The 14,617-nt window shown below is 60.0% G+C and carries 14 protein-coding genes; 12 read left to right on the plus strand and 2 right to left on the minus strand.

The features are described from left to right. Positions 1–136 precede the first annotated feature (136 nt). From J5J09_RS08365 to J5J09_RS08385, 5 genes are all read left to right on the plus strand, one after another. Positions 137–2,521: a DUF3772 domain-containing protein gene (locus J5J09_RS08365; RefSeq protein ID WP_208549197.1), complete on the plus strand. Its 2,385-nt coding sequence runs from the start codon at positions 137–139 to the stop codon at positions 2,519–2,521. 119 nt (positions 2,522–2,640) lie between these two features. Continuing rightward, positions 2,641–3,930: a serine hydroxymethyltransferase gene (gene glyA, locus J5J09_RS08370; protein WP_208549198.1), complete on the plus strand. Its 1,290-nt coding sequence runs from the start codon at positions 2,641–2,643 to the stop codon at positions 3,928–3,930. 14 nt (positions 3,931–3,944) lie between these two features. Further along, positions 3,945–4,421 carry a transcriptional regulator NrdR gene (nrdR, locus tag J5J09_RS08375; protein ID WP_208549199.1) on the plus strand — a complete coding sequence of 159 codons (477 nt, stop codon included), beginning with the start codon at positions 3,945–3,947 and terminating at the stop codon, positions 4,419–4,421. Positions 4,422–4,423: 2 nt separating this feature from the next. Next, positions 4,424–5,503 carry a bifunctional diaminohydroxyphosphoribosylaminopyrimidine deaminase/5-amino-6-(5-phosphoribosylamino)uracil reductase RibD gene (gene ribD / locus J5J09_RS08380; RefSeq protein WP_348646429.1) on the plus strand — a complete coding sequence of 360 codons (1,080 nt, stop codon included), beginning with the start codon at positions 4,424–4,426 and terminating at the stop codon, positions 5,501–5,503. Further along, positions 5,503–6,120 (plus strand): riboflavin synthase, encoded by a 618-nt coding sequence (locus J5J09_RS08385; RefSeq protein ID WP_208549200.1) that lies wholly within the window; start codon positions 5,503–5,505, stop codon positions 6,118–6,120. The genes ribD and J5J09_RS08385 overlap by 1 nt, the downstream gene beginning before the upstream one ends. Positions 6,121–6,356: 236 nt before the next feature. Here J5J09_RS08385 and J5J09_RS08390 read toward each other — a convergent pair whose 3' ends face one another. Next, entirely contained in the window at positions 6,357–6,701 is a 345-nt protein-coding gene (locus J5J09_RS08390) for a hypothetical protein (RefSeq protein ID WP_208549201.1), read from the minus strand. Positions 6,702–7,041: 340 nt separating this feature from the next. Here J5J09_RS08390 and J5J09_RS08395 point away from each other — a divergent pair, with 340 nt between their 5' ends. From J5J09_RS08395 to J5J09_RS08410, 4 genes are all read left to right on the plus strand, one after another. After that, the gene (locus J5J09_RS08395) at positions 7,042–7,500 is read left to right on the plus strand and encodes a 6,7-dimethyl-8-ribityllumazine synthase (RefSeq protein ID WP_208549202.1); all 459 of its coding nucleotides are present in this window, start codon (positions 7,042–7,044) and stop codon (positions 7,498–7,500) included. 2 nt (positions 7,501–7,502) lie between these two features. Then, on the plus strand, positions 7,503–7,976 hold the full coding sequence (gene nusB, locus J5J09_RS08400) for a transcription antitermination factor NusB (RefSeq protein WP_208549203.1): 474 nt from the start codon (positions 7,503–7,505) through the stop codon (positions 7,974–7,976). Between the two features lie 13 nt (positions 7,977–7,989). Next, positions 7,990–9,219: an MFS transporter gene (locus tag J5J09_RS08405; RefSeq protein WP_208549204.1), complete on the plus strand. Its 1,230-nt coding sequence runs from the start codon at positions 7,990–7,992 to the stop codon at positions 9,217–9,219. Positions 9,220–9,370: 151 nt separating this feature from the next. After that, the gene (locus tag J5J09_RS08410) at positions 9,371–11,509 is read left to right on the plus strand and encodes a sodium-translocating pyrophosphatase (RefSeq protein ID WP_208549205.1); all 2,139 of its coding nucleotides are present in this window, start codon (positions 9,371–9,373) and stop codon (positions 11,507–11,509) included. A gap of 76 nt (positions 11,510–11,585) precedes the next feature. On the opposite strand, the gene J5J09_RS08415 is transcribed toward J5J09_RS08410, so the two are convergent. Next, positions 11,586–12,092 (minus strand): outer membrane protein assembly factor BamE, encoded by a 507-nt coding sequence (locus tag J5J09_RS08415; protein ID WP_208553368.1) that lies wholly within the window; start codon positions 12,090–12,092, stop codon positions 11,586–11,588. A gap of 245 nt (positions 12,093–12,337) precedes the next feature. Between J5J09_RS08415 and J5J09_RS08420 the strand changes: the two genes are divergently transcribed. From J5J09_RS08420 to plsX, 3 genes are all read left to right on the plus strand, one after another. Beyond that, positions 12,338–12,880 (plus strand): ubiquinol-cytochrome C chaperone family protein, encoded by a 543-nt coding sequence (locus J5J09_RS08420; RefSeq protein WP_208553372.1) that lies wholly within the window; start codon positions 12,338–12,340, stop codon positions 12,878–12,880. A 2-nt stretch (positions 12,881–12,882) separates the two neighbouring features. Next, on the plus strand, positions 12,883–13,446 hold the full coding sequence (locus J5J09_RS08425; protein WP_208549206.1) for a DUF177 domain-containing protein: 564 nt from the start codon (positions 12,883–12,885) through the stop codon (positions 13,444–13,446). 111 nt (positions 13,447–13,557) lie between these two features. Further along, positions 13,558–14,604 (plus strand): phosphate acyltransferase PlsX, encoded by a 1,047-nt coding sequence (gene plsX, locus J5J09_RS08430; RefSeq protein ID WP_208549207.1) that lies wholly within the window; start codon positions 13,558–13,560, stop codon positions 14,602–14,604. Positions 14,605–14,617: the final 13 nt, after the last annotated feature.

Below are 14,617 nucleotides of genomic sequence, written 5' to 3' on the forward strand. Positions count from 1 at the left end.
TATGCTTCTTGAGCCACGATCGGCTTAGGGATATCGGCAGCTCTCGTCTTGCCGGGCGGTGGTCGTTCTGCTTGATTGCCGTTCGTTGCGAAACGGAGGATGGCGCGTGGGCGTGAGAGGTTGCGGCTTTGGATCGATGTCGGCTTTGTCCCTCGCACGGGGGATGCTTTGCCTCATCGCTGCGCTGACGGTCGTTCTCGCACAAGCATTTGCAACTGAGGATCGTCAGGCGAAGTTCGATGCCTGGGAGCAGACAGCCCAGAGGGCCGAAGAGGCTCTTCAGAGCGGCATGGCATCAACGCAAGCCTTTGAAATACTGCGGGCTGAACTGGCCGGACAGAGATCTGAAGCCGAGGCGCTGGCCAACAGCGGCAGCATCAGTGTCCGGACAATCCGTGCGCAACTTCTGACGCTGGGAGCGCCACCTGGAAAGGATGGAAGCGAACCGGCCAACGTGGCGAGCCGCCGCGAGGCACTTACGAACGCGCTCGCTCTGGCGGAAGACCCCGTTCTTTCGGCAAGGCAGGCCTATGCCCGCGCCAATGTGTTGATCGAGGAGATTGACAGGCTCGTCCGCTCCCGCTCGGCCTCCGATCTTCTCGAACGCGGACCGTCTCCACTCAATCCATCGAGCTGGACGTCAGCGGGCGCCGACCTCGCCCGTTACATGGAAGGCATTGCGGTCGACACCCGTCGCAGCTTGCGGCTCACGGGAACGGATGTAGATTTCACGTCGGAGCGACTGGTTCCGGCATTGCTTCTCATTGCCAGCGCCATACTGTTTCCGCTTTGGCTCGGCCACGTCCTGCTCGTTAGGCTGGAGCGGGCGGTGAGGGGACGGCCTGGTTCGGGCCGCTTTTTTCTGCGCGCTGCACTGGTTCACCTTCTCCGGCTTGTCCTTTCGACCTCGGGCGCCGCTTTGTTCATTGTTGCCGTCGTTCTTATGGACATCGGCCCTACCACCGCCGTCAATTTGACAGGCGGGGTACTGGCCGGCGCCCTGGGTCTGGTGTTGATGAACTGGATCGCCAATATCCTGTTTGCGCCCAATCAGCCTTCGATTCGTCTGGTCGAACTGAGTGACCGCCTCGCTCGAACTTGCTACTGGCTGGCTATGGTTTTTGGGCTCGCGTTGACACAGGAAGCCATCGTCGACGGTGCGGCGGAAGACTTCTCCTTCGCTCCGGCCAGTATATCGGTGCTGAAGGGCTTCAGCATCCTCGTCGGCTGCATCGTGTTGGCTGGCTTGTCGCGTGTCTTGCTTGCGGTTGCAGCTGAGAGGCGAACCGCCTTACAAGCGGAGGACGATACGCCCCTCGGGCCCGAATTCCTCGCGTTCCTGGCAAGAGCGATACAGGCATTGGCGGTCGTCTCGCTTTTGGGAGCGTTGATCGGCTACGTTCCCGCCGGAAGCGAGGTTATGTCTCCCATCATTGGGACCCTGGCGCTGGCGGGTCTCGCTTACATCGTGCATCACGCGCTCATGGTCCCTGTTCGCGTGGCGCTCGGCGACACGAACTCCACCGCAGGACTGGTCTCGGTCCTCCTCGGTTTTGCCCTGACCCTGGCGGTCATCCCGCTACTTGCGCTCACGTGGGGTGCGCGGGTGTCCGATGTGTCGGAAGCCTGGCGCATCGTCCGCGAAGGTTTCGACCTCGGCGGCGTAAGGCTTTCGCCGGAGGTCCTTGTCGTTCTGGCAATCACGTTCCTCATCGGCCTTTTCATTACGCGCTGGATTCAGCGGATCGTGGACCGAATCGTATTGCCGAGGACGCGGATTGATCCCGGCGGACGCAATGCAATCAGGACCGGTCTGGGCTATGTCGGCATTATTGTTTCTGCCCTATTGGCCATCTCAACGGCTGGACTTGATCTTTCCAATCTCGCGATCATCGCTGGCGCCTTGTCAGTCGGCGTCGGCTTCGGCATGCAGGCCGTCGTCTCGAACTTCGTGTCGGGCATTATCCTCCTCGTCGAGCGGCCAATCAAGGAGGGCGACTGGATCGAGGTATCCGGGTTTTCGGGCATCGTGAAGAAGATCGCCGTTCGTTCCACGCGTATCGAAACCTTTGATCGCCACGATGTCATCATACCGAACGCCGATCTGGTGGCCGGAACGGTGAAGAACATGACGCTGAGCTCGCATGTCGGGAGAATGATTGTTCCCGTCGGGATCGGCTACGGCAGCGACGTCGGGAAGGCGAGGGAACTCATGCTGAGTGCCGCAAGGGAACATCCGGCGATCCTGTCAAAGCCGGAGCCGCAGGTCTTCTTCATGCGCTTCGGCAATAACGCTCTCGAATTCGAGTTGCGATGCTTCCTGAAGGATGTCGGAACCGAAATCGGGACCCGATCGGATCTCCTCTACACGCTACACCGCGTGTTCGACGAGAACGGTATAGACATCCCGTTCGCGCAGAGCGATGTCACGATCCGCAATCTCGATCAAATTGTCGCAGTCCTTGGCCGACACGGTGACATCACCGGCGGAGACCAGGACGGAAAGCCATTTGCCACGTGACGTCAGGCATTGTCGTTTGCGACATCGTTCTTTGATCGGCAAATGTCGCGTCCCGTATTGCCCTCCAACGAACGGAACGCTAAGACCCCTCAGCATCAACCCTTCGAGGAGCCTGCGACATGTCGAATTCCGATGCCTTCTTCTCCCGTCCGCTTGCCGAATCCGATCCGGAAATCTTTGGCGCGATCGAGAAGGAACTTGGTCGCCAACGCCACGAGATCGAGCTGATCGCCTCTGAAAACATCGTTTCCCGCGCCGTGCTCGAGGCTCAGGGCTCGATCATGACGAACAAGTATGCGGAAGGCTATCCGGGCAAGCGCTACTATGGCGGCTGCCAGTTCGTCGACATCGCGGAAGAACTCGCGATCGAGCGCGCCAAGAAGCTCTTTGGCGTCAACTTCGCCAACGTTCAGCCGAACTCCGGTTCGCAGATGAACCAGGCGGTCTTCCTGGCGCTCTTGCAGCCGGGCGACACCTTCATGGGCCTCGACCTGAACTCGGGCGGTCACTTGACCCACGGTTCCCCGGTCAACATGTCCGGCAAGTGGTTCAACGTCGTCTCCTACGGCGTTCGTGAAGACGATCACCAGCTCGATATGGATGACGTTGCCGAAAAGGCCCGCACCCACAAGCCGAAGCTGATCATCGCCGGCGGTACCGCTTACTCCCGCATCTGGGACTGGAAGCGCTTCCGCGAGATCGCTGACGAAGTCGGCGCTTACCTGATGGTCGACATGGCCCATATCGCGGGTCTCGTCGCCGGTGGCCAGCATCCGTCGCCGTTCCCGCACTGCCATGTCGCGACCTCCACAACGCACAAGTCGCTGCGCGGCCCGCGTGGCGGCATGATCCTCACCAACGACGAGGATCTGGCGAAGAAGTTCAACTCGGCCGTTTTCCCGGGCCTCCAGGGCGGCCCGCTGATGCATGTCATCGCCGCCAAGGCCGTTGCCTTCGGCGAAGCGCTGCAGCCGGAATTCAAGGACTATGCCGCGCAGGTCGTCAAGAACGCGAAGGCGCTGGCCGAGACCCTGATCAAGCAGAACCTCGACATCGTCTCGGGCGGCACCGACAACCACCTGATGCTGGTCGACCTGCGCAAGAAGAACGCCACCGGCAAGCGTGCGGAAGCCGGCCTCGGCCGCGCCTACATCACTTGCAACAAGAACGGCATCCCCTTCGACCCGGAAAAGCCCTTCGTCACCTCCGGCATCCGTCTCGGTACGCCGGCCGGTACGACCCGCGGCTTCAAGGAAGCGGAATTCACCGAAATCGGCAACCTGATCGTCGAGGTTCTCGATGGTCTGAAGGTCGCCAATTCCGATGAAGGCAATGCCGCCGTCGAGGCGGCCGTTCGGGACAAGGTCGTCGCCCTGACGGACCGCTTCCCGATGTATCCCTACATGTGAGGGTCTGAAGCAATATGCGATGCCCGTTCTGCGGCTCCGACGATACGCAAGTGAAGGATTCACGCCCGGCGGAAGACAATACCTCCATCCGCCGGCGGCGTATCTGCCCGGACTGTGGTGGCCGCTTCACGACTTTTGAGCGCGTTCAGTTGCGTGAACTGATGGTGGTCAAGAAGACGGGGCGCAAGGTTCTCTTCGATCGCAACAAGCTTGTACGTTCATTCCAGATTGCCCTGCGAAAACGGCCGATCGACAATGAACGCATCGAGCGTGCGGTCTCCGGGATTGTCCGTCGCCTGGAAAGCTCGGGAGAGACCGAGATTTCCTCCGAGGAGATCGGCCTTCAGGTGCTCGAAGCGCTGAAGAGCCTCGACGACGTCGGCTTCGTGCGCTATGCGTCGGTCTATCGCGACTTTTCCCACGCCGAGGACTTCGAGAACCTGATCAAGGAGATCAGCGCCAAGATCTCGCGTGACAGCGGGATTGAGTAGGCGTGAGCGTGCGTCCTGAGGACGAGCGTTTTATGGCCGAGGCGATAAGCCTGTCTCTTGAACATCTTGGCCAGACCTCGACCAATCCCTCGGTGGGATGTCTCATCGTCAGCCATGGAGAGGTCGTGGGTCGCGCGGTAACGGCGGTCGGCGGTCGTCCTCATGCCGAGACACAGGCACTCGATGGTGCCGGCGAAAAGGCCAGGGGAGCGACGGCCTATGTCACGCTTGAACCTTGCTCTCACTACGGTCGGACACCCCCTTGCGCAAACGCGCTGATCGCGGCCGGCATCAAGCGCGCTGTGATCGCGCTGGTCGATCCGGACGAGCGCGTCGCCGGACGGGGGCTGAAGCTGCTCATTGATGCCGGCGTCGAGGTGACCACCGGTGTTCTGGAAAAGGAAGCGCGGCGTGCGCTCGCCGGCTACCTCTCGCGCCAGACGAAAAAGCGCCCGCAAGTGATTCTGAAGCTTGCCGTTTCACAAGACGGCATGATCGGCCGGCGCCGCGCAGGGCAGGTAGCGATCACCGGCCCGGCCGCGCGCGCCGAGGTTCACCGGTTGCGATCGGTCAGCGATGCTATCCTGGTCGGCATCGGCACCGTGATTGCGGACGATCCGGAGTTGACGGTTCGGCTACCTGATCTTGAAGACCGATCCCCCGTCCGGATCGTACTCGACGGCCAGTTGCGATTGCCGCTGTCGTCGAAGCTCGCCAAGAGTGCCCGACAGGTGCCGGTCATCGTCGCTTGTAAGCCCGAAGCCGCCGGCACCCGACAGCACGCCGACCTGCAGGCCGCCGGGGTCGAGGTGTTGCCGGTCGCCGATTTTCGTTCATTGCTGGGCGAGCTGGCCGCGCGTGGTCTGTCGACCCTTGTTGTCGAGGGAGGTGCGTTCGTTGCACGAGCCTTTCTCGATGCGGATTATGTTGACCGGATCGATCTTTATACCGGTTCTGTGTCGCTCGGTGCGGGCGGGATTGAATCGCCGGTCTCGCGGACCAATATTCCTGCCGGCTTCGAGCTTTTCCATCAGGAAGATCTCGGAGGGGATATTCTCCAGCAATATGAAAGAGCGTCCTGATGTTCACCGGAATTGTCACCGATGTGGGAAAGATCGAGTCGGTTACACCTCTCAATGAAGGTGTGCGCCTGCGGGTCCAAACAGCCTACGATCCCACAACTATCGCCATGGGAGCGTCCATCGCCCATTCCGGTACCTGCCTGACGGTGACCGCGCTCCCCGATGAAGGCTCGAACGAGCGTTGGTATGAGGTGGAGGCGTGGGAAGAAGCCTTGCGCCTCACGACGATAGGCTCATGGACGAGCGGAACGCGCATCAACCTCGAGAGATCGCTGAAGATCGGCGACGAGTTGGGTGGTCATATCGTTTCCGGTCACGTCGACGGCACGGCAGAGATCATATCTGTTGTGGCGGAAGGGGATGCGACGCGCTTTCGCCTGCGTGTCCCTGAAACGCTTGCGCGATTCGTTGCCCCGAAGGGATCGGTCGCTCTTGACGGCACCTCGCTGACCGTCAACGCGGTTGACGGTTGCGACTTCGACGTCTTGCTCATCCGCCATACGCTCGACGTTACGACGTGGGGCGAACGAAAGGCTGGCGATATGGTGAATTTTGAGGTGGATACGATGGCACGCTATGCAGCCCGCCTCGCCGAATTTCCAGCTTCAAAACGGTAGCGCTTCTGCGTTTTTAGCGCAGGAAAAGGAAATAGAGCACGATAACGATCGGAAGCGGAATACCGATCAGCCAGAGCAACAATCCTCGAAACATATAAGCCTCCTGTTGTTAAGTGACACCCGCAGGTGTTCGCCGCCCTAACAACAGTCGATGGAAGGATTTGGTTCCGTCAGAGACGGCAACACCTCCCCGGATGTGCCGGGGAGGTGCGGTTATTTTATCTGTGTGTCCGGTTTCAGCGAACGTAGAAGGTCAGGCCGCCGTCAGCTGCCTTCTCGGCGCCGACGATGTTGCCAATCTCCACCTTTTGCGCCTTCAACGCTCCGCTGAGCTTTTTGTTTGCGATGATCGAGGCCTGCAGTGCGTGTGCCTCCGCCGATGTCGGGCTCTTCGCTTCAAGAGCCACCCTGTCCGGATTGTTCCGGTCAAGGCTGTCGACAGTCTCGACCGTGAATTTCGGGTTCTTCATGTGGGCGATCGTCGCATCGAGATTCTGCGCTGCGTTGGCGGCGAAGCTTGCTCCGGCGATCGAGGTTACGCTGATGATGGTAGCGGATGTGAATTTTGCAAAGCGGTTCATTGTCTTTCTCCTTTTCAATGAAGCCAGTGGGAGGCGCATCAAGGCGTGTCCCGCTTGCATTGTTGAGATAGCGCCGCGGATGCCGCGTTTTTAGGGCGTAACAAGCTGAAATATAATTAAAAATTGTTCATTTGGGGTGCCCGGAATTTGACACGTTTGTGGCGGACCTGGGCCTCGGAAAACCAGGCGTTCAGGGGGCTTTGGATAAGGTTATGGCTTAGGCCAGCCGCATTTGGCCGCGCGGGGCCTAAAAACACTTGCCATTCATGGCTCGCCGTGGTTTGACCGCGATCTCTCCGGGGCCCGAAGCACTCCGTCGCATGTTCGAAAAGGTCTGGTCATGCCGAACAGAAAATCCGCACCGCATCTCCTGATCGTCGAGGCAAGGTTCTACGACGACATGTCCGATGCACTGCTCGAGGGGGCGAAGGCCGCGCTCGATGAGGTCGGTGCAACGTATGACATCGTCACTGTTCCCGGCGCACTCGAAGTGCCGGCCGCGATTTCCATGGCGCTTGACGGTGCCGACAACGGCGGAACGGAGTATGACGGGTTTGTCGCACTCGGCATGGTGATCCGTGGAGAGACCTACCACTTCGATATTGTCGCGAACGAATCCTCGCGTGCCCTGATGGACCTCGCCGTGTCGGAGTCTCTGCCAATCGGCAACGGAATTCTCACGGTGGAGAACGACGAGCAGGCCTGGGCTAGGGCGCGCCGAACCGATAAGGACAAGGGCGGGTTCGCGGCCCGCGCTGCATTGACAATGATCGAACTGAAAAAGAAACTGAGCGGCTAACCATGAGCGGCGACGACAAGAATTCCGGCGTGAAGCCCGCAAACCAGCGCGGTGCAGCCCGATTGGCAGCCGTACAGGCCCTTTATCAGATGGATGTCGGTGGAAGCGGCGTGCTCGAAATCGTAGCGGAGTACGAAACGCACCGGTTGGGACAGGAACTCGACGGCGACACCTATCTGAAGGCTGATCCCTCGTGGTTCCGCTCGATCGTGTCCGGTGTCGTGCGCGACCAGAAATCCATCGACCCCTTGATCAACCAGTCCCTCCAGGACGACTGGGCGCTCTCGCGCATCGACAGCACCGTCCGCGCGATCCTGCGCGCGGGCACGTTCGAGCTCCTGGAGCGCAAGGACGTGCCTGTGGCTGTGATCGTTACCGAGTACGTGGATATTGCCCGCGCCTTCTTCGAGGAAGACGAGCCGAAGCTGGTCAACGCGGTTTTGGACAGGATTGCCAAGCAGGTTCGGCAGGGCTGACAGGACGGCACGAATGGCGACTGCGGATCAGACGGGTATGGACGCGCGCTTCGGCGAAGCGCGGCGCAACGTGGCAATTCTGACCGTAGCGCAGGCCATCCTCGGCTCCGCCGCTCCGATGGCGTTTTCCGTCGGCGGCCTGGCCGGCTTCCAGCTTCTTGGCGCTGACAAGTCGCTCGCGACTGCTCCACTCACCGGGTTCAATATCGGCGTCGCCCTCGGAGCGATCCTCGTAGCCGCCACCGCGCGTTTTTTTGGCCGCAAGCATGGTTTCATGTTCGGCGCGCTGATGGGTGCGCTCGGTGGGATGCTGGCCGCTTTTGCCCTGTTTCAGGGAAACTTCTGGGTCTTTGTAAGCGGATTGGTGATGATCGGCCTCTCCGGCGGCTTTACGCAGAAAATTCGCTTTGCGGCTGCGGACGCTTCGCCGAGTTTCTACAAGGGCAAGGCAATCTCGTGGATCTTGGCCGGCGGTATCGTCTCTGCGATTGTCGGTCCCCAGCTCGCGATCTGGCTGAAGGATGCGATGGCGCCGGTCACCTTCGCGGGGGCCTTCGTCGGTCTTGTGCCGCTGATGCTGCTTGCCATCGGCGTTCTCTCGTTCCTGAAGCTTCCCGCCAATGTCACAGCCGGTTCAGCCGATGGTCTGCCCAGCCGGTCTCTTGGGGAAATCGTGCTGACTCAGCGGTTCATCACGGGGATGATCTGCGGCATAAGCTCCTATGCGCTGATGACGTTCATGATGACCGGGGCACCGCTGGCAATGGTGGTTGGTTGCGGTTTTTCCAGCGAGCTCGCCACACTCGGTATCCAGTGGCACGTGATCGCCATGTTCGCGCCGAGCTTCTTCACCGGCATGCTGATTTCGCGGTTCGGAACCGAGAAGGTCGTTGCGATGGGCCTGCTCATCCTGATCGCTTGCGCCATTGTCGCCCATATGGGCGTTGAGCTGTGGAATTTCTGGCTCGCCCTGATCCTGCTGGGGGTCGGCTGGAACTTCGGCTTCATTGGTGCGACCGCCATCGTAGCTTCCAGCTATCGTCCTCAGGAGGCAGACAAGGTTCAGGGCTTCCACGACATTATCCTGTTCGGCACTGTCGCTCTGTCGTCGTTCTCCTCCGGCAAGGTCTTCACCGCTTACGGCTGGTCTGTCATGAACTTCGTCATATGGCCCGTGGCCATCACGTGCCTTGTCCTCGTCTTCCTCCAGATGCGTGCCTCCACACGCAAGGCAGCCGCTTGACCCCCTTCTGATCGGTTCGCTGGGCAGGGCTTGACGCAAAGGAAACCGCGACGCAATCTCGCCCCCGTCCGGCGGCTTCTGAGGGGGAGTCGGGTCCGGATAAGTTCGCCCGCGATGAGTGAGGCGCGGGCAATACGGGAGGGTATTGCGAATGACGATTACCTTAGGCGTAATCCTGTGCGGTTTGCTATCGGTCGTGTACGCGATCTGGGCGACACGATCGGTTCTAGCAGCCGATCAGGGCAACGCGCGCATGCAGGAAATCGCGGGTTTCATCCGCGAAGGTGCGCAGGCTTATTTGACCAGACAATATATGACGATTGCCATCGTCGGCGCGGTCGTGTTTATCGCGGCATGGGTCCTGTTGTCCGCCACCGCGGCTTTTGGCTTCCTGATCGGAGCGGTTCTTTCGGGCGTCGCAGGTTTTATCGGGATGCATGTTTCGGTGCGGGCAAATGTGCGGACGGCACAGGCAGCATCGCAGAGTCTTGCAGCCGGCCTGGATATCGCCTTCAAATCCGGCGCGATCACAGGTATGCTGGTCGCGGGCCTCGCTTTGCTCGGCGTCTCAATTTATTACCTCATCCTGACATCTGTGCTAGGCCACGCCAGCTCGTCTCGTGAAGTCATCGATGCGCTCGTGGCGCTCGGGTTCGGCGCTTCGTTGATCTCGATCTTTGCTCGTCTCGGCGGCGGCATCTTCACCAAGGGTGCGGATGTGGGCGGTGACCTTGTCGGAAAGGTCGAGGCCGGCATCCCCGAGGACGATCCACGCAATCCCGCCACCATCGCCGACAATGTCGGTGACAACGTCGGCGATTGCGCCGGCATGGCGGCCGACCTTTTCGAAACCTATGCGGTCTCCGTGGTCGCGACGATGGTTCTGGCGGCGATTTTCTTCGCCGGTACGGCGGTCGTCGAGACGGCGATGCTTTACCCGTTGGCCATCTGCGCCGCGTGCATCGTGACGTCGATCGTCGGCACCTTCTTCGTCAAACTCGGCGCAAATGGTTCCATCATGGGCGCTCTATATAAGGGCCTGATCGTCACCGGCCTCTTGTCCATCGTGGGACTGGGCGCGGCAACATCGCTGACCATTGGCTGGGGCTCAGTCGGTGTCGTTGGCGCGACCGACATAACCGGCTGGAACCTCTTCCTGTGCGGCATCCTTGGCCTTGTCGTCACGGCGCTGATCGTTGTCATCACGGAATACTACACCGGAACCAACAAGCGGCCGGTCAACTCCATCGCCCAGGCATCGGTCACCGGTCACGGCACCAACGTCATCCAGGGTCTGGCTGTTTCTCTGGAATCGACGGCCTTGCCGGCAATCGTCATCGTCGGAGGCATCATTTTCACCTATCTGCTGGCAGGCCTTTTCGGCACGGCGATTGCGGTGACCACCATGCTCGGCCTCGCTGGCATGATCGTCGCGCTGGATGCCTTCGGTCCCGTGACGGATAACGCCGGTGGTATCGCCGAGATGAGCCACCTGCCGCCAGAGGTGCGCAAGTCGACCGATGCGCTCGACGCTGTCGGGAACACCACCAAGGCGGTGACCAAAGGCTATGCGATCGGTTCGGCAGGCCTCGGCGCGCTGGTGCTGTTTGCCGCCTATTCCTTCGACCTGCGCTACTATGCGGCAAATCCGGCGGACTATCCGTATTTCGCTGACCTCGGCAACATCTCGTTCGATCTGTCGAACCCGTATGTCGTCGCGGGCCTGATCTTCGGTGGATTGATTCCCTACCTCTTCGGCGGCATCGCCATGACGGCGGTCGGCCGTGCTGCAGGCTCAATCGTCGAGGAGGTTCGCCGCCAGTTCAAGGACAAGCCTGGAATCATGCAGGGCACCGAACGGCCAGACTACGGTCGTGCGGTCGATATGCTGACCAAGGCGGCGATCCGGGAAATGATCATCCCCTCGCTGTTGCCTGTACTGGCGCCGATCGTCGTCTACTTCGGCGTGCTGTTCGTATCCGGCTCAAAGGCGTCGGCCTTCGCGGCCCTTGGAGCGTCGCTTCTTGGCGTGATCGTCAACGGCCTGTTCGTGGCGATCTCCATGACCTCGGGCGGCGGCGCCTGGGACAATGCGAAGAAAAGCTTCGAGGACGGCTTCGTTGACAAGGACGGGGTGCGCCATCTGAAGGGCTCCGATGCGCACAAAGCCTCAGTGACCGGTGATACGGTTGGAGACCCTTACAAGGATACGGCAGGTCCTGCGGTCAACCCGGCGATCAAGATCACCAATATCGTGGCTCTGCTGCTGCTGGCGATCCTCGCCGGCTAAGACAGGAAAACGGATCAAAAGAAAACCGCGGATTTCGGTCCGCGGTTTTTTTGTGAGCAGATATTCCGCAGACCGTTTAGCTGCCGCCGAAAATGTTTCTCACCGAGCTGGCAGCGCCACCACCGCCCGACAGAATTTGCTGAAGGAAAGTGAGGTCCTTGCCGCCGGTTGGCGTCGTGCGCGAAATGTTGTCGAACACCTTTCCGTCCTGGAGCGTGTAGTCCGCCCGCTGGCTGACGACGCCATCCTTGTCGAAATAGATCGCCAGGATATGCTGATCGACCAGGCGTTGCTTCATGAACGCGACGGAGCGTTTCCGGGTCTGGGAAATATAGTAGAAGACCTCGCCTTCGCCGTCGAAGGTTTGCGTCGTCGACGGCGTGCCAAGCGACAGGACGACCTGTTCGCGGCTCGAACCGACGGGCACGAGCGCCAGCGCCTGTTCATCGACCACGTATCCGTTGTGGAAGGTCTCGCTCATCTGCAGCGAATTGCTGTTGCAACCCGCAAGGGCGAGCCCGGACAAGGTGAGCGCAAGTGCCGTAGAGCGGAACGCATTATTTTTGGGGTTGAAATACCGCATTATCAAGCACACGTCTCCCATGATGCACGAAGGCCAAGGTCCGGCCTCCGCTTGTTGCGCATATCATTATGGCCTTTCCGGGGACGCGCGATCGCCATATTCGACCGTGTGATCCGGATGCCGCAATCTGCGCGTCGGCTCTGGCATTGCAATTCACGCCTGCTTCGGTAAACCAGCTTTCGCAATCATGCAACAACGCCATGGGGACGGGACGGCCGTCTGTCAGCCGGATTTTGGGTTCCTCGATGATTTTTGGGTTTCTACGGCAGAAAAAGAACAACCGCATCATCGTCGATCGTCAGTACTCGGCGCTGACCTCGATGGCGCGTGATCCTTTCTTCTACACTGACCTGAACGTTCCGGACACTGTCATGGGCCGTTTCGAGATGCTGTCTGCCGTAATGATCCTGTTTTTTCGCAGGACCCGAAGCTCGGAGCGGAGCGGTCAGGAACTGGCGCAGGAGATCGTCGACGCCTTTTTTCAGGACGTCGATCATTCCATCCGCGAGCTCGGTGTCGGCGACCAGGGCGTGCCCAAGCGCATGAAGAAACTGGCCGGAATGTTTTACGGCCGGCTCGAAGCCTATGCCGCTGCCCTCGACACGGGTGATCGGCCAATGTTGGCAGAGGCGCTCCGGCGCAATATATATCCCGAACCAGGTGCCCAAGCCCCCGATATGAATGGTTTGGCGGACTGGATGATGAAGATGGACGGCTACCTTGCCAGTCGGCCCGAAGATGATGTGACGGCAGGCAAACTGTCGCTTTTGCCTCCCCGGAGCGCGTAACGATGACGAATGACAATATCCCTCACGACAGGGCGCCTTTTTCCTATCTGGTGAAGGTAGGACATATTTCGGCCAATCCGGTCCAGGTGCGAGTCGAGGCGGATGAGCGGGAACGGAACGCTCTGGCCAAACTATGGAACATCGAAGGGGTCAACAGTCTTTCGGCCGAGCTGCAGATTGCGCGCTGGAAGAAGGATGGCGTGAGGATTCGCGGTCGCGTTTCCGGAGAAATCGTTCAGGCTTGCGTCGTTACCTTGGATCCCGTTGTTTCCCGCATTGATTCGGACATAGATCAAATCTACGTCCCTGAGGGGTCGAAACTGGCGCGCATCGTGACGGAAGAATCGGCCGAGATGGTTCTAGATCCCGACGGTCCCGACCTGCCGGAGTCCTTTTCGGGAGACACGATCGACGCCGGCGCGCTTGTCAGCGAATTCGCTGCCCTCTCCATCGATCCCTATCCGAAGAAGCCGGGTGTCGAGTTTGTAGCCCATGTCGAGGACGACGCTGTGGAAAATCGCAAACCCTCGCCATTTGCCGTGCTGAAAGACTGGAAAAACGACTGAATGGGGCGGAGAGGTGCCGAAAACCGGTGACAAAGCGGTTGTGTGGCATCTGAAAACGGCTATTTTGGCCGAAATTTCGCCCACGGGGCGACGCAGGAGGATCAGGCGAGCGTGATCAGAATTTCTCTCGACGCAATGGGCGGTGACTTCGGCCCGGAAGTCGTCATTCCAGGTGCGGCCAAGGCTCTTGAGCGTCATCCCGACGTTAATTTCCTGCTGTTCGGCCAGAAGGCCAGATGCGAGGGTATCCTTGCAGCCTATCCAAAGCTGCGGGAGAAATCGGTGTTCCACGACTGCGAAGTCGCCGTGGGTATGGACGAAAAGCCGAGCCAGGCACTAAGGCGCGGCCGATATGTGTCCAGCATGTGGCGATCGATCGAGGCCGTGAAGACCGGGCAGGCCGATGTCGTTGTTTCTGCCGGCAATACCGGTGCGCTGATGGCGATGTCGAAATTCTGCCTGCGGACGATGGCCAACGTCGAGAGACCGGCGATCGCAGCCATCTGGCCGACCTTGAAGGGCGAGAGCATCGTTCTCGATGTCGGGGCGACAATTGGTGCCGATGCCCAGCAACTGCTGGATTTCGCCCTGATGGGCGGCGCCATGGCGCGAGCGCTGTTCGATCTTGATAGGCCTCTCGTCGGCCTTCTCAACGTTGGTGTTGAGGAGATCAAGGGTCAGGAAGAGGTCAAGGAAGCCGGGCGCCTCATCCGCGAGGCCGGCCTCGATACCATGGATTACTACGGCTTCGTCGAAGGCGACGACCTTGGCAAGGGAACCGTGGACGTGGTCGTCACCGAAGGCTTCACCGGCAATATCGCCCTGAAGACGGCGGAGGGAACCGCGCGCCAGATCGCCCAGTATCTCCGCTCCGCGATGTCGCGGACGCTTCTTGCGAAGATCGGCTATATCCTGGCCAAAGGTGCGTTTGATCGCCTTCGCGAAAAGATGGATCCGCGCAAGGTCAACGGCGGCGTTTTCCTTGGTCTGAACGGTATCGTCATCAAGAGCCATGGGGGTACGGACGCGGAAGGGTTCGCGGCCGCCATCGACGTTGGCTACGATATGGCCCGCAATGGCCTCACTCAAAAAATCGAAAATGATCTTAAAAAATATCATGCCCGGCACCCGTCCAATGCGGGGCCGGAGGCTGCATGATAGACGAGGTATC

Source organism: Ciceribacter sp. L1K22 (genome assembly GCF_017599385.1).
Lineage (GTDB): Bacteria > Pseudomonadota > Alphaproteobacteria > Rhizobiales > Rhizobiaceae > Allorhizobium.

Excerpts from the sequence above, each read along its gene's own strand:
- J5J09_RS08365 (WP_208549197.1), top strand. The coding sequence starts at position 137 with ATGTCGGCTTTGTCCCTCGCACGGGGGATGCTTTGCCTCATCGCTGCG.
- glyA (WP_208549198.1), top strand. The coding sequence starts at position 2,641 with ATGTCGAATTCCGATGCCTTCTTCTCCCGTCCGCTTGCCGAATCCGAT.
- nrdR (WP_208549199.1), top strand. The coding sequence starts at position 3,945 with ATGCGATGCCCGTTCTGCGGCTCCGACGATACGCAAGTGAAGGATTCA.
- J5J09_RS08385 (WP_208549200.1), top strand. The coding sequence starts at position 5,503 with ATGTTCACCGGAATTGTCACCGATGTGGGAAAGATCGAGTCGGTTACA.
- J5J09_RS08390 (WP_208549201.1), bottom strand. The coding sequence starts at position 6,701 with ATGAACCGCTTTGCAAAATTCACATCCGCTACCATCATCAGCGTAACC.
- J5J09_RS08395 (WP_208549202.1), top strand. The coding sequence starts at position 7,042 with ATGCCGAACAGAAAATCCGCACCGCATCTCCTGATCGTCGAGGCAAGG.
- nusB (WP_208549203.1), top strand. The coding sequence starts at position 7,503 with ATGAGCGGCGACGACAAGAATTCCGGCGTGAAGCCCGCAAACCAGCGC.
- J5J09_RS08405 (WP_208549204.1), top strand. The coding sequence starts at position 7,990 with ATGGCGACTGCGGATCAGACGGGTATGGACGCGCGCTTCGGCGAAGCG.
- J5J09_RS08410 (WP_208549205.1), top strand. The coding sequence starts at position 9,371 with ATGACGATTACCTTAGGCGTAATCCTGTGCGGTTTGCTATCGGTCGTG.
- J5J09_RS08415 (WP_208553368.1), bottom strand. The coding sequence starts at position 12,092 with ATGCGGTATTTCAACCCCAAAAATAATGCGTTCCGCTCTACGGCACTT.
- J5J09_RS08420 (WP_208553372.1), top strand. The coding sequence starts at position 12,338 with ATGATTTTTGGGTTTCTACGGCAGAAAAAGAACAACCGCATCATCGTC.
- J5J09_RS08425 (WP_208549206.1), top strand. The coding sequence starts at position 12,883 with ATGACGAATGACAATATCCCTCACGACAGGGCGCCTTTTTCCTATCTG.